We start from the raw sequence: 23,371 nt of genomic DNA on the forward strand, positions 1-23,371 counted from the left end.
GATGGTTACGGTCGCCCGGAGCCCCAGGCGCGTTGCCTGCGAGCTGCTGCTTAAGGGGATTTTGGCGTTAAAGGCGGCCGGGCGACGCTGATTTGCGAGTAAGCCCCCGATTGTAGCCCGGACTGAGTGTGTTATCTGGCCTGCAGGGCTGCTCCGCTCGCATGCAGGCAGATTGCGGCGGCAGCGGCCACGTTGAGCGACTCCTCGCCGCCCGGCTGCGCAATGCGGATGTGGTGCGTCGCCCGGGCTTCCAGCGCGGGCGAAACGCCCTGCCCCTCGTGGCCCATGAGCCAGGCGCAGGGATGCGGCAGTTCGGCCTTGTGGAGCCACTCGCCGTGGTGCGAACTGGTCGCCACCAGCGGCACTTTCAGGCCGTCGAGCACGTCGGCGTCCACGCCTTCGATCAGCCGCAGGCCGAAATGGGCACCCATGCCGGCGCGCAGCACCTTCGGGGCCCACAGCGCGGCCGTGCCCTTGAGCGCGATCACCTGGGTAAAGCCGAAGGCGGCGGCGCTGCGCAGGATGGAACCCGCATTGCCGGCGTCCTGCAGACGGTCGAGCACGACGCTGGGGGCGTTGGGAATCAGTTCCGGGCGGGACGGCAGGTCGAGCACGAAGCCCATGGGCGCTGGCGATTCCAACCCGCTGACGCCACGCAGCAGGTCGTCGGCAACCACTACGGTTTTGATAGCACTGCTCACCCATTCAGCAGGCGCTTGGGGCCAGAAAGACTCCGAAAACACGGCAATCGCGGGCTTGACGCCCCGCGCGAGTGCCGCCCGACACAAATGGTCGCCTTCGAGCCAGAGACGGCCGAGCTTGCGGTAAGCACCCGGGTCCTGCGCGAGCTTGCGCAGGTCCTTGAGCAGCGGGTTGTCGCGCGAGCTGATGTGGCTGGCGCCGGTGTCGGAGGTCATCGGGTGTTCAGGGCGCGGCGCGGAGTTCAGGGCGCACGGCCTCGGCGACCCCAACCAGCATCGCCGGTTGCTCAGATTCGGCGGGCAGCACCACATTCAAGACGCCGCCCGTGCGGGCGAGCGCCGCGGCCACCGGGCTGAACGACCTGCGGTGGTGCACACACGCGCCATGGCGCTGCAGCGCCTCCAGATGCTCGGGCGTGCCGTAGCCCTTGTGGCCGGCAAAGCCGTAGTGCGGAAATTCGGCATGCAACTGCTCGCACAGCCGGTCGCGGTGCACCTTCGCCAGGATCGACGCAGCGGAAATGGCCTTCACCCGCGAATCGCCCTTGACGATGGCTTCAGCCAGCACGTCGAGCGTGGGCAGGCGATTGCCGTCGACCAGCACCTTGACGGGCTTCAGCCGCAGCCCTTCGACCGCGCGACGCATCGCGAGCATGGTGGCCTGCAGGATGTTGTGGGTGTCGATCTCTTCGACGGTGGCCTGCGCGATGGAACAGCACAGCGCCTTGGCCAGGATCTGGTCGTGCAGACGCTCGCGCTGCAGGGCCGTGAGAGTCTTGGAATCGGCCAGGCCGCGAATCGGCCGCAGGTCGTCGAGGATCACGGCCGCAGCCACCACCGGGCCGGCCAGGGGCCCCCGCCCCGCCTCGTCGACGCCCGCCATCAGCCCCGGTGCGTCCCACACCAGCGGGGCCTGCTCAGCCTTCAAGAACTTTCTGGATCGCATCGGCGCAAAGTGTCGGCGTATCGCGCTGCAATTGCACATGCAGCTCTGAAAATCTTTGTTGCAGGGCCTGTGTCTTTTCCGGCGCGTCGAGCCAGGCCAGCGTGGCCTGGGCCAGCGCCTCGGGCGTGGCGGCTTCCTGCAGCAACTCCGGCACCACGAACTCGCGACACAGGATGTTGGGCAAGCCGACCCAGGGCTGCAACTGCTTGCGTTGCATGAAACGCCACGACAGCGCATTCATGTTGTAGGCGATGACCATCGGCCGCTTGAACAGTGCAGCCTCGAGCGTGGCGGTGCCGCTGGCGATCAGCGTGGCGTCGCAGGCGGCCAGCGCGGCGTGCGACTGGCCATCGAGCAACTTCACGCGCCCGGCCATGCCGCTGGCCTGCAGCAGGGCCTCAACCTCGGCGCGCAGGCCCGGCAGGATGGGGGCCACGAACTGAAGTTCCGGCCGCGCCTTCTGCATCAATGCGGCTGCAGCGAAGAAACGGGCGGCCAGGTAGCGAATTTCCGAGCGACGGCTGCCCGGCAGCAAGGCGACGACCTGCGCATCAGGCACCAGGCCTAGCGCGGCGCGTGCGGCGGCACGGTCGGGCATCATCGGGATCACGTTGGCGATGGGGTGGCCGACATAGCTCGCAGCCACACCGTGCTCCGCCAGCAATGCAGGCTCGAACGGGAAGATGCACAAGACATGGTCAGCCGCCGCCCGGATCTTCTCGATGCGCTCCGGCCGCCAGGCCCAGATCGACGGGCAGACGAAGTGCACCGTCTTCATGCCGTGGCTGCGCAGACTGGCCTCGAGGTCGAGGTTGAAATCGGGCGCGTCGACGCCGATGAAGAGTTCGGGGCGCTCCTGCAGCAGTCGGGCCTTGAGCTTGCGGCGAATGCCGGCGATCTCGGCGTAATGCCGCAGCACCTCGATGTAGCCGCGCACCGCGAGCTTTTCCTGGGGCCACCAGCTCTGGAAGCCGTGGGCCAGCATGCGGGGGCCGCCGATGCCGGCGGTCTGGAGATCGGGCCAACGAGCCTGGAGGCCGTCGAGCAGCAGACCCGCCAGCAGGTCGCCGGAGGCTTCACCTGCGACCAGCGCGAAACGTCGCTGTTCGTCCTTCTGCATCGCCGTCACGTCAGCGCGCGATGCCGCGCGTCGAGTTGGCGAGGAAGGCTTCCATCAGCGCGACGTCGCCTGCCGCTTCCGGCATTTCCGTCGCGAGCGCGGCGATGCCCGCGCGCGCCTCTTCGAGCGTCTTGCCCTGGCGATACAGCAGGCGGTGCATCTGCTTCACCGCCGCGAGCCTCTCGGCAGAAAAGTCGCGCCGACGCAGGCCGACGACATTGAAGCCGCGCACAGCCAGCGGATTACCGTCGACCAGCATGAAGGGCGGCACGTCTTGCGTGACAGCGCTGGCAAAGCCAAGCATGGCGTGGGCACCGATCGAAACGAACTGGTGAATGCCCGTGAGCCCGCCGACCGTGACCCAGTCGGCCAGGTGCACATGCCCCGCCAGCGTGGTGTTGTTGGACAGCGTGGTGTGGTTGTCGACACGGCAGTCGTGCGCGATGTGCGTGTACGCCATGATCCAGTTGTCGCTGCCCACGCGCGTCACGCCCCCCGCGCCCGGCACGCCGAGGTTGAAGGTGCAGAACTCGCGGATCACGTTGCGGTCGCCGATGACGAGCTCCGTTGGCTCGCCGGCGTACTTCTTGTCCTGCGGTATGGCGCCGAGAGACGAGAACTGGAAGATCCGGTTGTCGCGCCCGATGGTCGTGCGCCCTTCGATCACGCAGTGCGCACCGATGGTGGTACCCGCGCCCACCCGCACGTGCGGGCCGATCACGGTATAGGGCCCGACCGACACCGAGGCGTCGAGTTGTGCCTTGGGGTCGACGAGTGCTGTCGAATGAACCTGGGTCATGCCTTGTGAAACGACTGGCTGCGGCCGGGTCAGCTGATCTGGCGCATGGCGCACATCAGCGTCGCCTCGCAGGCGAGTTCGCTGCCCACCAGGGCCCGGCCCTTGAACTTGGAAATGCCCGCCTTCATGCGCTCGATTTCGACTTCGAGCGTCAGCTGGTCGCCGGGTTCCACCGGGCGCTTGAAGCGCGCGCCGTCGATGGCGGCAAAGTAGTAGACGGTGTTGTCGTCCGGCACGATGTCGAGCGAATGGAACGACAGCAGGGCCGCAGCCTGGGCCATGGCTTCGAGCATCAGCACGCCCGGCATCACGGGGCGGTGCGGGAAATGGCCATTGAAGAACGGCTCGTTCATCGTCACGTTCTTGAGCGCGGTGATTCGCTTGCCCTTTTCCATGTCGAGCACGCGGTCCACCAGCAGGAACGGGTATCGGTGGGGCAGCAGCTTGAGGATTTGATGGATATCGAGCGTCGTCGTCATGATTTTCTGTTCCTGCATCGTCGTCATTTTTTCGAGGGAGCTTTCTCCAGCGCCTTCAGTCGTTCGCGCAGGCTGTGCAACTGCTTGAGCGTTGCCGCATTTTTTTCCCAGCTCGCATTGTCATCGATGGGAAACATACCGGTGTACTGGCCGGCCTTGTGAATTGAACGGGTGACCACGGTCGCGGCGGATATGTGCACGCCGTCGGCCACTGTCAGATGGCCCAGCACGATGGCGCCGCCGCCAAAGGTGCAATTGGCACCAATGGTGGCGCTGCCAGCCACGCCGACGCAACCCGCCATGGCGGTGTTCTTGCCGACGCGCACGTTGTGGCCGATCTGGATCAGGTTGTCGAGCTTCACGCCGTCTTCGATCACGGTGTCGTCGAGCGCGCCGCGGTCGATGCAGGTGTTGGCGCCGATTTCGACGTCGTTGCCGATGCGCACCGCACCCAGTTGCTCGATCTTGACCCAGCGCCCCTCGTGCGGCGCGAGGCCGAAGCCGTCAGCGCCGATGACCACGCCAGGGTGCAGCAGGCAGCGCTCGCCGATGAAGCAGTCTTCACTGACCGTCACGCGCGACTTCAGCACCGTGCCCGCGCCGATGCGTGCGCCCCGCTCCACCACGCACAGCGCACCGATGCGCGCCGTGGCGTCGACCTGCGCCTCGGCGTGGATCACCGCGCTGGGATGGATCCGGTCGGCCTCCGGACGCGCGTGATGCGCCTTCCAGAGCTGCGTCAGGCGGGCAAAGTAGAAGTACGGATCGGGCGTGACGATGAAAGCGCCACGCGCCGCGGCCGCCTCGCGCATGGCGGGCGAGACGATCACGCAGGCGGCCTTCGAGGCCGCCAGTTCCTGCTGGTATTTGGGATGGCTCAGGAAGCTGAGCGCATCGGGCTGTGCATTCTGCAGCGGCGCAAGCCGCTCGATGGACAGCGCCGCATCGCCATGAAGCTCGCCCCCAAGGGCGTCAACGATGGCTCCGAGCTGCAGTGACACGCCGGTTCGCGGCGTTACTTGCCGGCCGCGGGCGCAGGAGAGCCGACCGACGCGTTCAGCGCCTTGATCACCTTGTCGGTGATGTCGTGCTTCGGATTGATGTAGATCGCTTCCTGCAGGATGGCGTCGTACTTCTCGGCCTCGGCCACCTGCTTCACCACGCGGTTGGCGCGCTCGTAGACCTGCTGGAGCTCTTCGTTCTTGCGCGCGTTCAGGTCTTCCTGGAATTCACGGCGCTTGCGCTGGAAGTCGCGGTCCTGGTCGACCAGCGCGCGCTGGCGCGTGACCCGCTGGCTTTCCGACAAGGTGGGCGCCTCGCGCTCGAACTTCTCAGAAGCCGCCTTCAGGGCGTCGCCTTGTGCGGTCAGATCCTTCTCGCGCTTCAGGAATTCGGCTTCGAGCTTCGCCTGGGCAGTCTTGGCCGGCTGCGCCTCGCGCAGCACGCGGTCCGGGTTCACGAAACCGATGCGAAAGGTTTCCTGCGCCTGGGCGGGCACCGCAGCGAATGCGAGAGCGGGAATCAACAACGCGCCTGCCGCAGCGCGAATCAAATGCTTCATTTAGAAAGACGTTCCGATCTGGAATTGGAGGCGCTGAATTCTATCCTTCGGGATATACCCGGCTGTAAACGGCTGCCCCACTTCCTTCTGGGACCTGACGGGGAAGGCATAAGCAAGACGCAGCGGGCCCAGCGGCGAAATCCAGCTGACGCCCAGACCGACCGACGCGCGCAACTTCTTCTCGGCCTTCCATTGCTCGTCGGTCACGCCAGCGGCACGCGTGCCGAACACGTTGCCGGCGTCGAAGAAGCCGTACAAGCGCAGCGTGCGGTCGTTGCCGGCACCCGGGAACGGCGTGCTCAATTCGGCATTGAAGACCGCCTTCTTGGTGCCACCAAGGGCTGCACCTTCGCTCTGGAGGAACAGAGGGGCATCGCGCGGCCCCAGCGAGTTCTGCTCGAAGCCACGGACGGAACCCAGGCCACCGGCATAGAAGTTCTTGAAGATCGGGTAGACCTTGTTGCCGAGCGCCTTGGCATAGCCGACTTCGCCGTTGATCGAGAAGGTGTACTGCTTGCTGATCGCGAAGAACTGCTGGTATTGGTAGTTCGTCTTGATGTACTTCATGTCCCCGGCCGCGCCCACTTCGAGGTTGGCGCGCTGCAGACGGCCCGTGGTCGGGATCAGCGCGCTGTCGCGACTGTCACGGCCCCAGCCGACGCTCAGCGGAACGCCCCATACGCTCTTCTGATCACAGCTGACCACCAGCAGGCCCGTGGCATCCTTCTGGCACTGGAAATAGGCAAGGTAAGACGGCGGCGTGTACAGACCGGAGAATGCAGTCGAACTGTTGGGATCGAACGCATAGCGCTCGAGACCGATGCCGAAGAAGACGGTATCGACTTCGCTGAACGGCACGCCAAAGCGGATGGAAGCGCCCTGATTCACCAGTTTGTAGTCGCCATCGGTGGAGGTCTGATACGGGCGCGTCGTGGTGTGGTAGAGGCTGATCGTGCGCGAGATGCCGTCCGGCGTGAAGTAAGGGTCGGTCGTGGTCACCGACAGCGTACGGTTGTACTTGCTGGTGTTGACCTGCACGCCCAGGAAGTTACCCGAGCCGAACACGTTTTCCTGTGAGATACCGAAGGTCAGCGCGACCTTTTCGGCGCTCGAATAGCCGGCGCCGAGTTGCAGGCTGCCGGTGGGCTTTTCAGCCACGTTGACGGTCAGGTCCACCTGGTCGGGCGAGCCGGGCACTTCCTGCGTTTCGACGTTCACTTCGGTGAAGAAGCCCAGACGGTCCACGCGGTCGCGCGACAGCTTGATCTTGTCGCCGTCGTACCAGGAGGCTTCGTACTGGCGGAACTCGCGACGGATGACTTCGTCGCGGGTCTTGTTGTTGCCGCCCACCGAGACGCGACGCACGTACACGCGGCGCGAGGGCTCGGCCTGCAGCGTGAGCGCCACGCGGTTGTTCGCGCGGTCGATATCGGGGCGCGCCTGCACGCGTGCGAACGCATAGCCGAAGGTGCCGAAATAGTCGTTGAAGGCCTTGGTGGTCTCGGTGACCTGCTCGCCGTTGTAGGGCTCGCCCGGCTTGATGGTGATGAGCGACTTGAACTCGTCGTCGCGGCCGAGGTAGTTGCCGTCGAGCTTGACGCTCGACACCACGAACTTCTCGCCTTCGCTGATGTTCACGGTCACCGTCAGGTCCTTGCGGTCCGGCGAAATGGCGACCTGGGTCGAGTCGATGCGGAACTCGAGGTAGCCGCGGGTGATGTAGTACGAGCGCAGCGTTTCGAGGTCGGCGTTGAGCTTGGCGCGCGAATACTGGTTCGACTTGGTGTACCAGCTCATGAAACCGCCGCTGTCCTGATCGAACAGGCTCAGCAGCGTCGATTCGCTGAAGGCCTTGTTGCCGACCACGTGCACTTCGCGGATACGGGCCGACTCGCCTTCGGTCACGGTGAAGGTCAGGTTGACGCGGTTGCGCTCGATGGGCGTGACAGTGGTCACGACCTGCGCGTTGTAAAGACTGCGGCTCACGTACTGGCGCTTGAGTTCCTGCTCGGCGCGGTCAGCCAGTGCCTTATCGTAGGGACGACCATCGGTCAGGCCGACTTCGCGCAGCGCCTTCTGCAGCGCGGCCTTGTCGAATTCCTTGGTGCCGACGAAATCGACGTCTGCAATGGTCGGTCGCTCTTCGACGATCACCACCAGCACGTTGCCGTTCACGTCGATGCGCACATCCTTGAACAACCCCAGGTCGAACAGCGCACGGATGGCGGCGGAACCGCGCTCGTCGCTGTAGGTATCGCCCACGCGCAGCGGCAGCGACGCGAAGATCGTACCGGCTTCGACGCGTTGCAGACCTTCGACGCGAATGTCGCGCACCGTGAAAGGCTCTACGGCCCAGGCTGCCGTGGCTGCGAGCGCACTGGCAACCACCGCGGCAACGCTACGCAGGCGAAAGCGACTGAAGTTTTTGTTCATCTGAGAATTGAGCCGGCACGGAAAGGGCCGGGCAGAAAGTTAACCAAAGAGCCGTGTGACGTCGTTGAAGAGTGCGACCGACATCATGACCAGCAGCAGGGCCACACCCCCGCGCTGAAGCCGTTCCATCCAAGCGTCGGAGACGCTCTTGCCGGTCAGGCCCTCCCAAAGATAATACATCAGGTGTCCCCCATCGAGGACCGGCAGCGGCATGAGATTGAGGACTCCGAGGCTCACGCTGATGAGCGCCAGGAAGACCAGATACTGAGTAAAACCGAGGCTTGCGGACTTGCCAGCGTAGTCGGCAATCGTGAGTGGACCGCTCAGGTTCTTGAGCGAAGCCTCGCCGATGACCATCTTGCCCATCATGCGCACGGTCAGCGCGGACACCTCCCAGGTGCGCACCACACCACGCCAGACACCGTCGACCAGCCCCTGGCGCACCGTCACCATTTCGGGCGGCGCACCAACGTAGGCGCCGATGCGCCCCACCTTGACGCCGCCCTCTTCCCGCACCTCGGGCTTCACGTCGATCTTGAGCGGCTGGCCGCCGCGCTTGACCTGCCAGGCTTGGGTGCGCGGCTGGTCACCATCGACCGACGCCCGGATCACCTCGCGCAGCTGCTGCCCGTCGACGATGGCCGTGTCGCCGATGGCGCGCACCACGTCGCCGTTGCGCAGGCCGGCGCTTTCCGCCGCACTACCCACCATGACTTCGCCGATCTCAGGCCGGGTCAGGGGTGCGACGACACCGATCTTGCGGAACATCTGCGGATCGGCGTCCTTGGTCTCCATGCGGCTCAGCGGCAGCACCAGCTGGCGCGCCGGCCGGCCGGCTTCCCCTGCGACTTCGAGCGTCAGGTCATGGCCATCGAGCGCGCCACGCGTCATGCGCCAGCGCAGATCCTCGAAGGACTGAACCGGCGACAGGTCGCCATCGAAGCCCGCTTGCGTGATGTGCTCGCCGCCGCGCAGGCCCGCCGCTTCGGCCAGAGAGGCGGCCACCGGCCGCGCGAGCTTGGCGACCGGCTCCTGCACGCCGATCCAGTTGACGGCCGTGTAAAGCACGACAGCCAGCAGCAGATTGGCGATCGGCCCCGCCGCAACAATGGCCGCTCGGGAACGCAAAGGCTGGGTGTTGAAGGCGCGATGGCGCTCTTCAGGCGCGACCGGCCCCTCGCGCTCGTCGAGCATCTTGACGTAGCCGCCGAACGGGAATGCACCGATGACGAACTCGGTCTGTTGCCCCGGATGCTGGCGCTTGGGCTGCCAGCGCAGCAGCGCCTTGCCGAATCCGACGGAGAAGCGCTCCACCTTGACGCCGCAGGCAACAGCCACGCGGTAGTGTCCGTATTCGTGCACCGCGATCAGGACACCGAGTGCGACCACAAAGGCTATGACGGTGAGCAGCATCGGGGTCCTTGGTCTCTACGGAGGGTCGTCAGGTCAGGCTGCGAAACGCAGCGCCGCGGCATTGGCCGCCGCACGGGCGCTGGCATCGATCGCCAGCAGGTCGGCCAGCGATGCCGGCTTGGAGGGGGCGACCCTTTCCAAAGTTTCCATGTTGACCGCATGTATGCAATCAAAACGCAGGCGGCGGTTCAGGAAAGCTTCAACTGCGACCTCATTGGCGGCATTGAGCACCGCCGTCGTGCCCGGCGCGGCGCGCAGTGCATGCCATGCCAGGCCCAGTCCGGGAAAGAGCGCCGCGTCGGGCGCATCGAAGGTCAGCGAGGCCATCTGGCGGAAGTCGAGCCGCGCAGCACCGCTCTCGATGCGCTCGGGCCAAGCCAGGCCCACCGCGATCGGCACCCGCATGTCGGGCGTTCCGAGCTGGGCGATGACCGAAGCATCGGTGAACTGCACCATCGAGTGCACCACGCTCTGCGGATGGATGACCACCTCGATCTGATCGGGCGCAACGCCGAACAGGTGACGCGCCTCGATCACTTCGAGGGCCTTGTTCATCATGGTGGCCGAGTCGACCGAAATCTTGCGGCCCATGACCCAGTTCGGATGGGCGCAGGCCTGCTCGGGCGTCACCGTACCCAGGGTTTCCGGCGCACGAGTACGGAACGGGCCACCCGATGCGGTCAGGATGATCTTGTCAATACGCCGCGCCCAGGTGGACGGGTCTTCAGGCAGCGACTGGAAGATGGCCGAATGCTCACTATCGATAGGCAGCAACGTCGCGCCGCCTTCGCGCACGGTACGCATGAAGAGTTCGCCGCCGACGACCAGCGCTTCCTTGTTGGCCAGCAGCAGCCGCTTGCCAGCGCGCGCGGCGGCCAGGCAAGGGCCAAGGCCCGCCGCACCGACGATGGCGGCCATCACGGCATCGATTTCGTCGTGAGACGCTATCGTTTCGAGAGCATCATCGCTCGCCAGAACAACCGTTTTCAGGCTGTTCTGCTTCAATTTTTCAGCCAGCAGCGCAGCATGCGGCGCACTGGCCATCACGGCGAATCGGGGCGAGAACTGAGCGCACTGCGCCAGCAACTCGTCGACCTTGGTAGCCGCCGAAAGGGCAAACACCTCGAAACGCTCGGGGTGCCGCGAAATGACGTCGAGCGTGCTCACCCCGACCGAACCGGTCGAGCCGAGCACCGTGACGCGTTGTCTTCTGGGTGTGTTCACAGGAAAGCCAGCATCATGGCAATGGGAAGCGCCGGCAAGAGGGCATCCACGCGGTCGAGGACGCCGCCGTGGCCGGGCAGCAGCCGGCTGCTGTCCTTGGCGCCGGCGCTGCGCTTGATGAGAGATTCGACGAGGTCACCCACGACGCTCATGGCCGCGAGGAACAGCGCGGCGAGCAGCAAAAGCCACCAGCCCCGCTCGTTGAGACGGGTATAGAGGCTGGCCACGGTCGCGCCGGTGGCCTTGTCGGCCCAGACCCAGGCAAAGGCCAGCACCACCACGCCGATCATTCCGCCCCACACGCCTTCCCAGCTCTTGCCGGGACTGATCGCGGGCGCGAGCTTGTTGCGGGTGAACTTCAGGCCGAAGGCGCGGCCGGCGAAATAGGCGAACACGTCGGCCACCCACACCAGCACCAGGATCGACAGCAGGAAGTTGATGCCGATCATGCGTGCCTGCACTGCGGCAAGCCATGCCACCCATAGCGCCAGCAAACCGCCGACCAACCGCAGCCCACGCGGAATACGGGGCCAGCCCGGCACCGCCACTCGCAGCAGCGCTGCGCCGCCCAGCACCCAAGCTGCACTGGCCAGGGTCCACATCAGGACCAACGGCTGCTCCAGCAGCCCCAGCCACCAGGACAGCGCGCACAGCACCACCGTTTCAACGCCGAGAAACACCGACAGCCGCTGGCCGTATCCATTCAGACGCCCCCACTCCCAGGCGCCAGCGCCGATCAACACCAGCATGACGCAGGCGAAGGGGATGTAGTTTCGATAGAACAGCGCTGGCAGCAGGATCGCGAGCAGCACGATCGCCGTGAGGATGCGTTGTTTGAGCATGCGGGAGGTTGTCAGGCCCTCAGGCCGTGGCGGTCTTGACCTGTGCCGAGGTTTGGCCGAAGCGCCGCTCACGGCCCTGGAACGCGGCAATGGCCTCGTCCAGCGCAGCTTCGTCGAATTCGGGCCACAGCTTGTCGCTGAAGAAAAGCTCGGCGTAGGCACTCTGCCAGAGCAGGAAGTTGGACAACCGCTGCTCGCCGCCCGTGCGGATGAACAGGTCGGGGTCGGGCACATGGGCCAGCGCCATGGCGCGGTCGAGGCTCGCCTCGGTGATCGCATCGCCCTGCGCCACCAGCCTGGCGGCGGCCTGCGCGATGTCCCAGCGGCCGCCGTAGTTGAAGCAAACGTTGAGCACCATGCGCGTGTTGTGCGCCGTGGCCAGCTCGGCGTCGACCAGGCCCTTCACCATCTTCGGCGACAGGCCGGCCCGTTCGCCGACGAAATGCAGCCGCACGCCATCGGCGCTGAGCTTGGGCACCTCGCGGGCGAGTGCACCGACCATCAGGTCCATGAGCCCGGAGACTTCCTCGACGGGACGATTCCAGTTCTCGGACGAGAACGCGAACACCGTGAGCACGCCCACGCCGCGGTCGGCACAGGCCCTGACGCAGCGGCGCAGCGATTCGACACCCTGCTTGTGCCCCGCGACGCGGGGCAGGAAGCGCCGCGTGGCCCAACGGCCGTTGCCGTCCATGACGATGGCAACGTGGTGGGGAATGCGTGGCGCTGAAGAGGCCATGACAGGCCTCAAACGGCCATGATCTCCGCTTCCTTGGCCGCGACCAGGCGGTCGATTTCCGCGATGTGGCGGTCGGTGACCTTCTGGATCTCGGCTTCAGCGCGCTTCTGGTCGTCTTCGGACGCCAGCTTGTCCTTGACCAGCTTCTTGACCGACTCGTTCGCATCGCGGCGCAGGTTACGCGTGGCGACCTTGGCGGTTTCGCCTTCGTTGCGGACCAGCTTGGTCATTTCCTTGCGGCGCTCTTCGCTCATGGCAGGCAGCGGCACGCGGATCAGGTCGCCCATGGAGGCGGGGTTCAGGCCCAGGTCGCTTTCGCGGATGGCCTTCTCGATCTTGGCGCCCATGCCCTTTTCCCAAGGCTGGACGCTGATGGTGCGCGAATCGAGCACCGACACGTTGGCCACCTGGCTCAACGGCACCTGCGAGCCGTAGTACTCGACATGGATCGAGTCGAGCAGCGCAGAGTTGGCGCGGCCGGTACGGATCTTCGTAAGGTTGTTCTGGAATGCGGCGAGCGACTGATTCATCTTCGCGTCGGTCGCATTGCGGATATCTGCAATGGTCATCTCAAATACTCCTAGGCATGCACCAGCGTGCCCTCGTCCTCGCCCATGACGACGCGCTTGAATGCGCCGTTCTTGAGAATCGAGAACACCTTGATCGGCAGCTTCTGGTCGCGGCACAGCGCAAAGGCCGTGGCGTCCATGATGCCGAGATTCTTTGCGATCGCCTCGTCGAAGCTGAGCGAGACATAGCGCGTTGCGTCGGGGTTGGTCTTGGGATCGGCGGTGTAGACGCCGTCGACCTTGGTCGCCTTGAGCACCAGTTCGGCACCGATCTCGGCACCGCGCAGCGCAGCGGCCGTGTCGGTGGTGAAGAACGGGTTACCCGTGCCGGCTGCGAACACCACGACCTTGCCCTCTTCGAGGTACTGCAGGGCCTTGGGGCGCACGTAGGGCTCGACCACCTGCTCGATGGCAATGGCGGACATCACACGAGCCACGAGGCCCTGTTTGTCCATTGCATCGGCCAGCGCCAGCGAGTTCATGACCGTGGCCAGCATGCCCATGTAGTCGGCCGTGGCGCGGTCCATGCCGACCGAGCCCCCCGCGACGCCGCGGAAGATGTTGCCGCCACCGATCACGACCGCCACCTGCACGCCCATGTTCACGACCTCGGCCACCTCCTGCACCATTCGCACGATGGTCGCGCGGTTGATGCCGAAGGCGTCATCGCCCATCAACGCCTCTCCCGACAGCTTCAACAAGATTCGCTTGTGGGCTGGGCGGGCATCAGACATGGGCAATTTCCTTTGGTTGGACTGGGACGAGTGTAAAACGTAGCGATGAAAAAACGGCGGCGCGCGTGGGCGCACCGCCGTTGAGCCTTAAAGGCTTAAGCAGCAGCCTTGGCCGCTGCAACTTGCGCGGCCACCTCGGCTGCGAAGTCGTCAACTTTCTTCTCAATGCCTTCGCCGACCACGTAAAGAGTAAAGCCCTTGATCGTGGTGCTGGCGGCCTTGAGCATCTGCTCGACGGTCTGTTTGTCGTTCTTCACGAACGGCTGGTTGTGCAGCGAGACTTCCTTGAGGAACTTCTGCACGCCGCCTTCGATGCGCTTGGCAACGATGTCGTCCGGCTGCGGCTTCTTGCCCTCGGCTTCGGCGGTCTTGCGGTCTTCGTCGGCCTTGCCCTTGGCAACTGCGCGCTCTTTTTCGATCAGGTCGGCAGGCACGTCCGATGCCTGGATGGCGACCGGCTTCATGGCGGCGATGTGCATCGCCACGTCCTTGGCCGACGTGTCGTCGCCTTCGAACTCGACCATCACGCCGATGCGCGTGCCGTGCAGGTACGAAGCCAGCTTGCCGTTGCCAGCGAAGTGCTTGAAGCGGCGGAAGCTCATGTTCTCGCCGATCTTGCCGATCAGGCCCTTGCGCACGTCTTCGAGCGTGGGGCCGAAGCCGTCTTGCTCATAGGCGAGTGCGCCCAGCGCAGCGATGTCCGCGGGGTTGTTCTTCGCGACCAGCATGGCGGCGGCGTTGGCCAGGGCCAGGAAGCTGTCGTTCTTGGTGACGAAGTCGGTTTCGCAGTTGATTTCGATCATGCCGCCGGCAGCGCCGTCGACAAAAGCCGTGACCACGCCTTCAGCGGTGATGCGACCCGATGCCTTGCCAGCCTTGTTGCCGAGCTTGATGCGCAGCAGCTCTTCGGCCTTTTCCATGTTGCCGTCGGCCTCCGTCAGGGCCTTCTTGCACTCCATCATCGGCGCGTCGGTCTTTGCGCGCAGTTCGCCGACCATGCTTGCGGTGATTGCAGCCATTTGTGGTATCTCCGTAAATCCAAAAATCAGGTTAAAAAAAAGGGGCACCAAAGCCCCTTCTTCAGGCTCGCAGGCGCGCCAATCAGGCCGAAGCGCCTTCTTCGACTTCGACGAATTCGTCGCCATTGCCTTCGGCGATGGCCTTGACCACGTCACCGGTGGCGCTGTTGCGGCCTTCGATGATCGCGTCGGCGATGCCGCGGGCGTACAGCGTGACAGCCTTCGACGAGTCGTCGTTGCCAGGGATCACGTAGTCGATGCCTTCGGGCGAGTGGTTGGAGTCAACCACGCCGATCAGCGGAATGCCGAGCTTCTTGGCTTCGGCCACGGCGATCTTGTGGAAGCCCACGTCGATCACGAAGATGGCGTCGGGCAGCGCGGCCATATCCTGGATGCCGCCGATGTCCTTTTCGAGCTTCTCGATTTCGCGCGAGAAGGTCAGTTGCTCCTTCTTGCTCAGCGAGTCGAGGCCGGCTTCCTGCTGGGCCTTCATGTCCTTCAGACGCTTGATCGAGGTCTTGACGGTCTTGAAGTTGGTCAGCATGCCGCCGAGCCAGCGGGTATCAACGAAGGGCACGCCGGCGCGACGGGCTTCTGCCGCCACGATTTCACGGGCCTGGCGCTTCGTGCCGACCATCAGGATCGTGCCGCGGTTGGCGGTGAGCTGCTTGGCGTACTTCATCGCGTCCTGGAACATCGGGAGCGACTTTTCCAGGTTGATGATGTGAATCTTGTTGCGATGGCCGAAGATGTACGGGGCCATCTTGGGGTTCCAGAAGCGGGTTTGGTGACCGAAATGGACACCTGCTTCCAGCATTTCGCGCATGGTGGTAGACATTGAAATTACTCCAAAGGTTGGGTCTAAAATCCAGCCCGTTTTGTGCTCTTTTTGAATGGAGTCACAACACCTTGATTGGGCCGGTTTGCGGATGTGTTTGACTGGGTGCAACGGGAGCCGTCGCTCAGCCAGCGAAACCCAAAGAGTATAGCACGGCCGCCGCCCCCCTCCTCCCTGAACCCGAGCTGCTTGCACAGCCTCTGCCCCACTCATGAACGACCTTCACGCCACCCGTCTCGACCTTTTGGCAGGTGGCTCCGATGCACGCACCGAAATGGAGCGCGCCATCGGCATCGCCCAGTCCCCGGTCTGCGCGCACGTCTTCACCCGCACCATGTTCGACGAAGCCCGCCAGGCGGCCGCTGCGTCGAACCCCGACAGCCGGCTTTCGGGCCTCGCCTTCACCGCCAAGGACCTGTTCGACATCGAAGGTCAGCCAACGCCCGCCGGCTCAGTGGTCCTGGCCCATGCACCAGTCGCCAGGGCCGATGCCCTTGCCGTGGCGCGGCTGCGCGCCGCGGGCGGCGTGCTGACCGGCCGCACCAACATGACGGAATTCGCTTTCTCGGGCGTCGGCGTCAACCCGCATCACGGCACGCCGGCCAACGTGAGCGATGCCGCCACGCCGCGCATTCCGGGCGGCTCGTCATCCGGCGCCGCGATCTCGGTGGCCAGCGGGGCCGCGTTCATCGGCCTGGGCTCCGACACCGGTGGCTCGATCCGCATCCCGGCGGCGCTGAATGGCATCGTCGGCTTCAAGAACACGGCCCGGCTGACGCCCGCCAACGGCGCGCTGCCGCTCTCGACCACTCTGGACACTGTCTGCGCCATGACGCGCTCGGTTCGCGACGCCATCACCGCGCACGAGATCCTCGCGGCCCGGCGAGTGACCGCCGGCAACGCCCCTCTGGCCGCCTACAGGCTGGCCGTGGTGAACAACGTCTTCTTCGACGGCATCGAGCCCGACGTGGCCGCCGCCTTCGAGCGCTCGCTGAAGGCGCTCCGCGCAGCCGGCGCCCGCATCGTGGAAATCGAACTGCCCGAACTCGCCGAGTTGGCCACCATCAACGCCACCGGCGGCTTCTCCGCCGCCGAGTCGCACGCTTGGCACCGCCTGCTGCTGGAGCGCAGCGGCGCAGGCTACGACCCGCGCGTGGCCCAACGCATCCTGCGCGGCGCCACGATGAAGGCGCATGAATACATCGACCTGATCAATGCCCGTCGCGACTGGATCGCCCGAGTCGAAACCGCGCTCGCCCCGTTCGACGCCGTGCTGTCGCCGACAGTGCCGATCACCGCACCATCCATCGCCAGCGTGGCGCCGGGCGCCGAGCGTGACGACGAATTCTTCCGCGTCAATGCATTGTTGCTGCGCAACCCGTCGATCATCAATATGCTCGACGGCTGCGCGATCTCGCTGCCCTGCCACGCCGACGGCGAACTGCCGGTTGGCCTGATGCTGTGGCATGCCGCGCTGCACGACGACGCCGTGCTTGCTGTAGCACTCCAGACCGAGCGCGCGCTGCAAAATTAACAGCTGACACGGCCCACCTCACGGGCGTCAGCCATCTCTCTTATTCAGAACATTCAATGAAAATCGCGATCGTGGGCGCCGGCATCATCGGCGTCACCACCGCCTGGGAACTGGTTTCCGACGGCCATGAAGTGACCGTGTTCGAGCGCAGGGGCGCCGCCGCAGAAGAAGCCAGCTTCGCCAACGCCGGCGTGGTCGCTCCCGGGTACGTCACGCCGTGGGCCGCCCCCGGCATGCGCGGCAAGGTGCTGCGCTCGCTGCTGTCCTCGCACGGCGCCATCAAGCTGCGCTGGCCGCTGGGCTCGCGCGATCTCGGCTGGCTGTCGCGTTGGCAGAAAGCCTGCAAGCTCGAAACTTACCTGGCCAACCGCGCCCGCATGCAGCGCCTGGCCTTCTACAGCCGCAACCGGCTGCACGAGGTGACCGAGGCGCGCGAGCTCAGCTACGAACGCAGCGACGGCTACCTGGTGCTGCTGCGTTCCAAGCGCGACAAGAAACTGGTGCAAGCCGGGCTGGAGGTGCTGCGCTCGGCGGGCAGCGTCTTCAAGGAAATCGACGCCGACGAGGCCCGGCTGATCGAGCCCGCCCTCAACCCCGACACCCCGCTGGCAGGCGCCATCCACCTGCCCGAAGACGAAGTGGCCAACTGCCGCCAGTTCGCGCTGCTGCTCAAGTGGGAGGCCGAGTCGTTCGGCGCGCAGTTTCATTTCAACTGCGACATCGCGCCGCTGAGCCGCGCGGCGCCCACCTCGCTGTCGCTGGCGAGCGGCTCCGACCCCGTGCGCTACGACGCAGTCGTGGTGTGCGCCGGCCTGGCTTCGGCCACGCTGCTGCGGCCGCTGGGCCTGCGCATCCCGATGGCCCCGGTCTACGGCCATTCGGTGAGCGCGCCGATCCGCGAGCCGCTCAACGCGCCGCGCAGCGCGGTGATGGACGAACGCTACAAGGTCGCCATCTCCCGCCTGGGCCAACGCGTGCGGGTGGCTGGCAGCGCCGAGATCGGCGGCTCGCTCGACACGATGAACCCGGCCGCGGTGCAAACGCTCTACAAGGTGCTGCACGACTGGTTCCCGGGCGCAGCCACGCTGCAGTCCGGCGTCCAGCAATGGAAAGGCGCACGGCCAATGCTGCCGGACGGTCCACCGGTGCTGGGTGCCAGCGGCATTCCCGGCGTGTGGCTCAACCTCGGCCATGGGTCGAGCGGCTGGGCGCTGTCGTGCGGCAGCGCGCGCGTACTGGGCGACCTGATCGCTGGACAGGACCCGGGCATCGACCTCGAAGGACTCGGGGTCGAACGGCTCAGTCTTTAGGACCCCACCGACGCAGGGCCTCGGGGCTCGCAGGCTGCTCTACAGGCAGCGCGGGCTCCGGCGGTGGGCGAAGCCTGCTCGCAATCCATCCCAGCAGTCCGGGGCTGAGCAGCGCAAAGAAAATCAGGCACAGCGCAGCGGCACCCAGCAGGGCCAGACGCATCAGGCCGGAAGCAGTTTCACCCGGGACGTCGAACCACCGGATCACGCTGCAGCCGAAGCCGACATTGGCGGCCCAGGCCACGTCCCGCAGAGACACCCACCGCTTCAGCTCTGCCAGCAGGAAGACGCCCCATACGGCGCACAACAGGCCCAGAACCCATCCCAGCCCTGCAATCCACGCCATCGTCGCAGCGAAGAAAAAGACAAGCGCCGCGAAAAGCAGGACAAGCAGCCAACCGACGCCTTTGAAGCTCATCCCCGGATGATAGGGAGACAGCACGGCGGCACAATGCGCCGATGCAACGCATCACCTCCGCCACCGCTGCCGAGTTGTTCGACATCGCCGCCACGCGCCGAATCGAGCATGCCGCGGCGGCCGCCCTGCCCGCCCACACGCTGATGCGGCGCGCCGGCCTTGCGGTAGCGCGGCTCGCGATGGCGATTGCGCCGCATGCGCGGACGATCTGGGTGGCTTGCGGGCCGGGAAACAACGGCGGCGATGGTTTCGAGGCTGCGGCGCAATTGCGTCATCGAGGCTTCTTTCCGGCAGTCACATTCCTGGGAGATGAAAGCCGCTTGCCACCGGACGCCAAGGCTTCGCTGCAGCGTGCCCGCGATGCGGGCGTCACCTTTGCATCGACGCCGCCTTCAGCCTACGAACTGGCCATCGACGCGCTGCTCGGCATCGGATCGACGCGGCCGCCCGAAGGCACGATGGCCGAGTGGCTGGCGAAGATGCATGCGAGCGGCCAACCCGTGCTCTGCGTCGACGTGCCATCGGGCTTGAATGCGGACACCGGCACCCTACCCCGCGGCATCGACCACGTGCAAGCGTCGGCCCGCACCTGCATCACCTTTCTCACATTGAAGCCCGGCCTGTTCACTGCCCAGGGCCGCGATGCGGCGGGCACGGTGTGGTTCGACGATCTGGGTTGCAGCGCGTTCAAGGATCAACCGGTGGCCCGAATCGCGGGAGAACCCGATGCGCACCCGCGCACCCATGCCTCGCACAAGGGTAGCTACGGCGATGTCGCGGTGATCGGCGGAGCGTCCGGCATGGCGGGCGCCGCTTTGCTGGCCGGCTCGGCGGCACTGCATGGCGGCGCGGGACGCGTGTTCGTCGGATTGCTCGACCCGAGCGCGGCCCCCGTCGACACCGCCCAACCCGAACTGATGCTGCGGGACGCCCGAACGCTCGACCTGTCAGGCATGACGGCGGTGTGCGGCTGCGGCGGTGGGGAGGCGGTGCGAGAACTGCTGCCGCGCGTGCTCTCGACGGCGGCCGCTTTGGTGCTCGATGCCGACGCGCTCAACGCCATCGCAGCCGATGGCGCGCTGCAAGCACAGCTGACGTCCCGGGGGAAAAGCGGATCGCCCACCGTGATCACGCCACATCCGCTGGAAGCTGCGCGCCTGCTGGGCTGTACGGTCGGCGACGTTCAGGCCGACAGGCTAGCCGCAGCCCGCCAACTCGCCGCACGCTTCGGTGTCGTGGTTGTGCTCAAGGGTTCGGGCACCGTCATTGCAGGCGCCGCCGAAACCCTGCCAGTCATCAACTTGACCGGCAATGCCAGCCTCGCGACTGCAGGCACCGGCGACGTGCTGGCCGGCATGATCGGCGCGGCGCTGGCCATGCGCCAGCCTGCTTTCGAAGCAGCACGCGAAGCCGTCTGGCAACACGGCCACATCGCCGACACATGGCCGGCCGATGCAGCCCCGCTCACGGCCGGCACGCTGGCCCGCCGCGCGCCCGCCTGACGCGAGCTTTTTAGCCGCGCCCGACGAAGGGCATCTTCGTCGCCATGATGGTGTGGAACAGCACGTTGGCCTCCAGCGGCAGGTTCGCCATGTAGAGCACCGACTGGCCCACGATCTTGACGTCGATCAGCGGCTCGATCGCGAGTTCGCCGTTGGCTTGCGGCACGCCCTTGGCCATGCGCGCGGCCAGTTCGGTCATGGCGTTGCCCACGTCCACTTGCCCCACGGCGATGTCGTACTTGCGGCCGTCGAGCGACGCGGTCTTGGTCAGGCCTTCGACCGCGTGCTTGGTCGCCGTGTAGGCGGCCGAGTTCGGCCGTGGAGCGGTGGCCGAGATGGAGCCGTTGTTGATGATGCGGCCACCCATCGGCGTCTGCGCCTTCATCGTGCGGAACGCCTGCTGGATACAGAAGAACATGCCGGTCAGGTTGATGTCGACCACACCTTGCCATTGCTCGGGCGTCCAGTCTTCGAACGGGCCCGGCGGGTTGCCCACGCCGGCGTTGTTGAACAGCAGGTCGACGCGGCCGAACCGCTCGACGGTGGCGGCGAACAGGGCCTGCACCGAGTCCGCATTGGACACGTCGGTCGACACCGCGAAGGCGCGCGCACCGGCACCCGATTCTTGCGCCACCTGTTCCAGCGGCTCCAGGCGGCGCCCCGCCAGAACCACGCTCCAGCCGTCACCCAGCAGCGCCAGCGCGGCGGCGCGACCGATGCCGGAACCCGCACCCGTGACGATGGCGATGCGGCCCTTGTTGTCTTCAGCGCTCATGCTGTCTGTCTCTTTCTCTTTTCGGTTTGTCGATGGTTCGTGCGACGTGCGAGGCTTGCTTCAGCGGCGCGGCTTGCGCCCCTTCATCTTGTTGGCGGCCTTCTTGACCGCCGACTTGAAGGCCTGCATCGCCGACTGCGGCCCGGCCGTGGCCGAGGAGCCGCGCTCTGCGCGCGACTCGGCGTTGCCGGCCTCAGCCTTGTGACGCGTGCTGCGCTTGGCCGAGGCCTTGACCGGCACGCCCGATGATGCCGCACCCTTGTCCTTCATGGCGCGGGCCGTGAGCTCTTCGCCTTCGCGCACGAGGCGGAAGTCGATCTTGCGGCCGTCCAGGTCGACGCGGCTCACCTGCACCCGCACCCGCGTGCCGATGGCATAGCGGATGCCGGTGCGCTCGCCGCGCAGCTCCTGGCGCATCTCGTCGAACTTGAAGTACTCGCCGCCGAGCTCGGTGATGTGCACCAGGCCCTCGACGTACATCGCGTCGAGCGTGACGAAGATGCCGAAGGTGGTGGCCGCAGTGACCACGCCGCCGTATTCCTCGCCGAGATGCTCGCGCATGTACTTGCACTTGAGCCAGGCCTCGACGTCGCGGCTGGCCTCGTCGGCGCGGCGCTCGTTGGCGCTGCAATGCAGGCCTGCGGCTTCCCATGCCAGCACTTCCTTGGTGGGAGCGACAGTGGCCTTCTGCGGCTTGCTGGTTGGCGCTTTCACACGCGACGCGAGCCGCTTGGCCAGTTTGGCATGCGCCTCGCCGGGCGTGGGCAGCATCGGCAGCTGGTAGCGCGTCTTCGACAGGATCGCCTTGATCACGCGATGCACCAGCAGGTCCGGATAGCGCCGGATCGGGCTCGTGAAGTGCGTGTAGGCCTCGTAGGCCAGGCCGAAGTGGCCGCTGTTGATCGGCGTGTAGATCGCCTGCTGCATCGAGCGCAGCAGCATGGTGTGGATCTGCTGCGCGTCGGGGCGCTCCTTGGTGGCATCGGCGATCGCCTGGAACTCGCCCGGCTTGGGATCGTCGGTGATGCTCAGGCCGACACCCATGGCCTTCAGATAGCCGCGCAGGATTTCCTTCTTCTCGGGCGTCGGGCCTTCGTGCACGCGGTACAGGCCCGGGTGCTTGCCTTCGGCGATGAAGTCGGCGCTGCAGACGTTGGCCGCGAGCATTGCCTCTTCGATCAGGCGGTGCGCCTCGTTGCGCGTGCGCGGCACGATCTTTTCGATGCGGCCGGCGTCGTCGCAGATGATCTGCGTCTCGGTGGTTTCGAAGTCGACCGCGCCACGCTTGCCGCGCTGCTTGAGCAGCGCCTTGTAGACGTCGGCAAGGTTCAGCAGGTCCTTGACGCGGTCCTTGCGCTTGGCAGCTTCGGGGCCGCGCGTGTTGCCGAGGATGGCAGCCACCTCGGTGTACGTGAAGCGCGCATGGCTGAACATCACGGCCGGGTAGAACTGGTACGCGTAGATCTCGCCGTCGGCCGCGACCAGCATGTCGCACACCATGCACAGGCGCTCGACCTCGGGGTTGAGCGAGCACAGGCCGTTCGACAGCTTCTCGGGCAGCATCGGAATCACGCGGCGCGGAAAGTACACGCTGGTGGCGCGGTCGTAGGCGTCGATGTCGATGCCCGAGCCGGTCTGCACATAGGCGCTGACATCGGCAATGGCAACCAGCAGGCGCCAGCCCTTGCCGCGGCCCACCTTCGCGGGTTCGCAGTACACGGCGTCGTCGAAGTCGCGCGCGTCTTCACCGTCGATGGTGACAAGCGGAATGTCGGTGAGGTCGACGCGCCCCTTCTTGTCGGCGGGACGGACCTTCTCGGGCAATGCCTTGGCTTCGGCCAGGCACTCCGCGGAAAACTCGTGCGGCACGCCGTACTTGCGTACGGCGATCTCGATCTCCATGCCGGGGTCGTCGATCTCGCCCAGCACTTCTTTCACGCGGCCAACGGGCTGGCCGAACAGAGCCGGCGGCTCGGTGAGTTGCACGACAACCACCTGCCCCACCTTCGCGGGACCGGTTGCGCCCTTGGGAATCAGGACGTCCTGGCCGTAGCGCTTGTCTTCCGGTGCAACGAGCCAGATGCCGCCTTCGTGCAACAGGCGGCCGATGATGGGCTGCTCGGGACGCTCGACGATTTCCACCACGCGCCCTTCGGGGCGACCGCGGCGGTCCTGACGCACGACGCGCGCCTTGACGCGGTCCTTGTGCAACACCGCGCGCATTTCGTTCGGCGGCAGGTAGATGTCTGCTTCACCGTCGTCGCGCTGCACGAAGCCGTGCCCATCGCGATGTCCTTGAACAGTTCCTTCGAATTCGTCCAGCAAGCCGCTGGAAGTGACATTATTTTTGATATGATCTCCTTCTTTCCTGAAATTCAAAACATTGCTGCTTCGGCAGCTCTGTGGGCCCAGATG

Annotated in this window: 22 protein-coding genes; 3 read left to right on the forward strand and 19 right to left on the reverse strand. The window is 65.7% G+C overall.

Annotated elements, in window-relative coordinates:
• Window positions 1-131: 131 nt before the first annotated feature.
• The 16 genes from AC07O3_RS09165 to rpsB all read right to left on the reverse strand — a co-directional run bounded on the left by AC07O3_RS09165 (window position 132) and on the right by rpsB (window position 15,417).
• The gene (locus AC07O3_RS09165) at window positions 132-917 is read right to left on the reverse strand and encodes a TrmH family RNA methyltransferase (protein ID WP_495339134.1); all 786 of its coding nucleotides are present in this window, start codon (window positions 915-917) and stop codon (window positions 132-134) included.
• A 7-nt stretch (window positions 918-924) separates the two neighbouring features.
• Window positions 925-1,647 carry a ribonuclease HII gene (gene rnhB, locus AC07O3_RS09170; protein WP_097200801.1) on the reverse strand — a complete coding sequence of 241 codons (723 nt, stop codon included), beginning with the start codon at window positions 1,645-1,647 and terminating at the stop codon, window positions 925-927.
• The gene (gene lpxB, locus AC07O3_RS09175) at window positions 1,619-2,767 is read right to left on the reverse strand and encodes a lipid-A-disaccharide synthase (protein WP_495339135.1); all 1,149 of its coding nucleotides are present in this window, start codon (window positions 2,765-2,767) and stop codon (window positions 1,619-1,621) included. Before lpxB ends, rnhB begins: the two co-directional genes overlap by 29 nt.
• A gap of 10 nt (window positions 2,768-2,777) precedes the next feature.
• Window positions 2,778-3,566, reverse strand: a complete 789-nt coding sequence (gene lpxA, locus AC07O3_RS09180; protein WP_093073883.1) for an acyl-ACP--UDP-N-acetylglucosamine O-acyltransferase — start codon at window positions 3,564-3,566, stop codon at window positions 2,778-2,780.
• A 29-nt stretch (window positions 3,567-3,595) separates the two neighbouring features.
• The gene (gene fabZ / locus AC07O3_RS09185) at window positions 3,596-4,045 is read right to left on the reverse strand and encodes a 3-hydroxyacyl-ACP dehydratase FabZ (protein ID WP_013541729.1); all 450 of its coding nucleotides are present in this window, start codon (window positions 4,043-4,045) and stop codon (window positions 3,596-3,598) included.
• 23 nt (window positions 4,046-4,068) lie between these two features.
• The gene (lpxD, locus tag AC07O3_RS09190) at window positions 4,069-5,046 is read right to left on the reverse strand and encodes a UDP-3-O-(3-hydroxymyristoyl)glucosamine N-acyltransferase (protein ID WP_093073881.1); all 978 of its coding nucleotides are present in this window, start codon (window positions 5,044-5,046) and stop codon (window positions 4,069-4,071) included.
• A 14-nt stretch (window positions 5,047-5,060) separates the two neighbouring features.
• Window positions 5,061-5,606 (reverse strand): OmpH/Skp family outer membrane protein, encoded by a 546-nt coding sequence (locus AC07O3_RS09195; RefSeq protein ID WP_093056550.1) that lies wholly within the window; start codon window positions 5,604-5,606, stop codon window positions 5,061-5,063.
• Window positions 5,607-8,039 carry an outer membrane protein assembly factor BamA gene (bamA, locus tag AC07O3_RS09200; RefSeq protein ID WP_093073879.1) on the reverse strand — a complete coding sequence of 811 codons (2,433 nt, stop codon included), beginning with the start codon at window positions 8,037-8,039 and terminating at the stop codon, window positions 5,607-5,609. It abuts the gene before it with no gap.
• 39 nt (window positions 8,040-8,078) lie between these two features.
• A complete protein-coding gene (gene rseP / locus AC07O3_RS09205) occupies window positions 8,079-9,452 on the reverse strand; it encodes an RIP metalloprotease RseP (RefSeq protein ID WP_495339136.1) in 1,374 nt (457 codons plus the stop codon).
• 33 nt (window positions 9,453-9,485) lie between these two features.
• Complete coding sequence (gene ispC, locus AC07O3_RS09210; protein WP_495339137.1) at window positions 9,486-10,676, reverse strand: 1-deoxy-D-xylulose-5-phosphate reductoisomerase; 1,191 nt, start codon at window positions 10,674-10,676, stop codon at window positions 9,486-9,488.
• Complete coding sequence (locus AC07O3_RS09215) at window positions 10,673-11,518, reverse strand: phosphatidate cytidylyltransferase (RefSeq protein WP_093056546.1); 846 nt, start codon at window positions 11,516-11,518, stop codon at window positions 10,673-10,675. Before AC07O3_RS09215 ends, ispC begins: the two co-directional genes overlap by 4 nt.
• A gap of 19 nt (window positions 11,519-11,537) precedes the next feature.
• On the reverse strand, window positions 11,538-12,257 hold the full coding sequence (gene uppS, locus AC07O3_RS09220) for a polyprenyl diphosphate synthase (RefSeq protein WP_093073873.1): 720 nt from the start codon (window positions 12,255-12,257) through the stop codon (window positions 11,538-11,540).
• A gap of 8 nt (window positions 12,258-12,265) precedes the next feature.
• Window positions 12,266-12,826, reverse strand: coding sequence for a ribosome recycling factor (frr, locus tag AC07O3_RS09225; protein WP_093056544.1), 561 nt, complete (start codon window positions 12,824-12,826; stop codon window positions 12,266-12,268).
• An 11-nt stretch (window positions 12,827-12,837) separates the two neighbouring features.
• Window positions 12,838-13,560: a UMP kinase gene (gene pyrH / locus AC07O3_RS09230; RefSeq protein WP_093056543.1), complete on the reverse strand. Its 723-nt coding sequence runs from the start codon at window positions 13,558-13,560 to the stop codon at window positions 12,838-12,840.
• 95 nt (window positions 13,561-13,655) lie between these two features.
• The gene (gene tsf, locus AC07O3_RS09235) at window positions 13,656-14,579 is read right to left on the reverse strand and encodes a translation elongation factor Ts (protein WP_093056542.1); all 924 of its coding nucleotides are present in this window, start codon (window positions 14,577-14,579) and stop codon (window positions 13,656-13,658) included.
• An 82-nt stretch (window positions 14,580-14,661) separates the two neighbouring features.
• Window positions 14,662-15,417 (reverse strand): 30S ribosomal protein S2, encoded by a 756-nt coding sequence (gene rpsB / locus AC07O3_RS09240; protein ID WP_093056541.1) that lies wholly within the window; start codon window positions 15,415-15,417, stop codon window positions 14,662-14,664.
• 211 nt (window positions 15,418-15,628) lie between these two features.
• Here rpsB and AC07O3_RS09245 point away from each other — a divergent pair, with 211 nt between their 5' ends.
• Both AC07O3_RS09245 and AC07O3_RS09250 read left to right on the forward strand, forming a co-directional pair.
• Window positions 15,629-16,951: an amidase gene (locus AC07O3_RS09245; protein ID WP_495339138.1), complete on the forward strand. Its 1,323-nt coding sequence runs from the start codon at window positions 15,629-15,631 to the stop codon at window positions 16,949-16,951.
• 56 nt (window positions 16,952-17,007) lie between these two features.
• Entirely contained in the window at window positions 17,008-18,261 is a 1,254-nt protein-coding gene (locus AC07O3_RS09250) for a D-amino acid dehydrogenase (RefSeq protein ID WP_258354482.1), read from the forward strand.
• On the opposite strand, the gene AC07O3_RS09255 is transcribed toward AC07O3_RS09250, so the two are convergent.
• Window positions 18,251-18,679, reverse strand: coding sequence for a hypothetical protein (locus AC07O3_RS09255; protein ID WP_495339139.1), 429 nt, complete (start codon window positions 18,677-18,679; stop codon window positions 18,251-18,253). The two genes, AC07O3_RS09250 and AC07O3_RS09255, sit on opposite strands and share 11 nt — an antisense overlap.
• Window positions 18,680-18,720: 41 nt before the next feature.
• On the opposite strand from AC07O3_RS09255, the gene AC07O3_RS09260 reads away from it, so the two are divergent.
• Window positions 18,721-20,181 (forward strand): NAD(P)H-hydrate dehydratase, encoded by a 1,461-nt coding sequence (locus AC07O3_RS09260; RefSeq protein ID WP_495339140.1) that lies wholly within the window; start codon window positions 18,721-18,723, stop codon window positions 20,179-20,181.
• A 10-nt stretch (window positions 20,182-20,191) separates the two neighbouring features.
• On the opposite strand, the gene AC07O3_RS09265 is transcribed toward AC07O3_RS09260, so the two are convergent.
• Complete coding sequence (locus tag AC07O3_RS09265) at window positions 20,192-20,956, reverse strand: SDR family oxidoreductase (RefSeq protein WP_093056536.1); 765 nt, start codon at window positions 20,954-20,956, stop codon at window positions 20,192-20,194.
• 60 nt (window positions 20,957-21,016) lie between these two features.
• Window positions 21,017-23,281, reverse strand: a complete 2,265-nt coding sequence (rnr, locus tag AC07O3_RS09270) for a ribonuclease R (RefSeq protein WP_371258766.1) — start codon at window positions 23,279-23,281, stop codon at window positions 21,017-21,019.
• Window positions 23,282-23,371: the final 90 nt, after the last annotated feature.

It is taken from the genome of Variovorax sp. GW821-FHT09D05, assembly GCF_059416325.1.

Excerpts from the sequence above, each read along its gene's own strand:
- rseP (WP_495339136.1), bottom strand. The coding sequence starts at position 9,452 with ATGCTGCTCACCGTCATAGCCTTTGTGGTCGCACTCGGTGTCCTGATC.
- frr (WP_093056544.1), bottom strand. The coding sequence starts at position 12,826 with ATGACCATTGCAGATATCCGCAATGCGACCGACGCGAAGATGAATCAG.
- tsf (WP_093056542.1), bottom strand. The coding sequence starts at position 14,579 with ATGGCTGCAATCACCGCAAGCATGGTCGGCGAACTGCGCGCAAAGACC.
- pyrH (WP_093056543.1), bottom strand. The coding sequence starts at position 13,560 with ATGTCTGATGCCCGCCCAGCCCACAAGCGAATCTTGTTGAAGCTGTCG.
- fabZ (WP_013541729.1), bottom strand. The coding sequence starts at position 4,045 with ATGACGACGACGCTCGATATCCATCAAATCCTCAAGCTGCTGCCCCAC.
- rpsB (WP_093056541.1), bottom strand. The coding sequence starts at position 15,417 with ATGTCTACCACCATGCGCGAAATGCTGGAAGCAGGTGTCCATTTCGGT.
- uppS (WP_093073873.1), bottom strand. The coding sequence starts at position 12,257 with ATGGCCTCTTCAGCGCCACGCATTCCCCACCACGTTGCCATCGTCATG.
- AC07O3_RS09195 (WP_093056550.1), bottom strand. The coding sequence starts at position 5,606 with ATGAAGCATTTGATTCGCGCTGCGGCAGGCGCGTTGTTGATTCCCGCT.
- lpxB (WP_495339135.1), bottom strand. The coding sequence starts at position 2,767 with ATGCAGAAGGACGAACAGCGACGTTTCGCGCTGGTCGCAGGTGAAGCC.
- AC07O3_RS09265 (WP_093056536.1), bottom strand. The coding sequence starts at position 20,956 with ATGAGCGCTGAAGACAACAAGGGCCGCATCGCCATCGTCACGGGTGCG.
- AC07O3_RS09255 (WP_495339139.1), bottom strand. The coding sequence starts at position 18,679 with ATGAGCTTCAAAGGCGTCGGTTGGCTGCTTGTCCTGCTTTTCGCGGCG.
- AC07O3_RS09260 (WP_495339140.1), top strand. The coding sequence starts at position 18,721 with ATGCAACGCATCACCTCCGCCACCGCTGCCGAGTTGTTCGACATCGCC.
- AC07O3_RS09250 (WP_258354482.1), top strand. The coding sequence starts at position 17,008 with ATGAAAATCGCGATCGTGGGCGCCGGCATCATCGGCGTCACCACCGCC.
- AC07O3_RS09165 (WP_495339134.1), bottom strand. The coding sequence starts at position 917 with ATGACCTCCGACACCGGCGCCAGCCACATCAGCTCGCGCGACAACCCG.
- rnhB (WP_097200801.1), bottom strand. The coding sequence starts at position 1,647 with ATGCGATCCAGAAAGTTCTTGAAGGCTGAGCAGGCCCCGCTGGTGTGG.
- bamA (WP_093073879.1), bottom strand. The coding sequence starts at position 8,039 with ATGAACAAAAACTTCAGTCGCTTTCGCCTGCGTAGCGTTGCCGCGGTG.
- lpxA (WP_093073883.1), bottom strand. The coding sequence starts at position 3,566 with ATGACCCAGGTTCATTCGACAGCACTCGTCGACCCCAAGGCACAACTC.
- AC07O3_RS09215 (WP_093056546.1), bottom strand. The coding sequence starts at position 11,518 with ATGCTCAAACAACGCATCCTCACGGCGATCGTGCTGCTCGCGATCCTG.
- AC07O3_RS09245 (WP_495339138.1), top strand. The coding sequence starts at position 15,629 with ATGAACGACCTTCACGCCACCCGTCTCGACCTTTTGGCAGGTGGCTCC.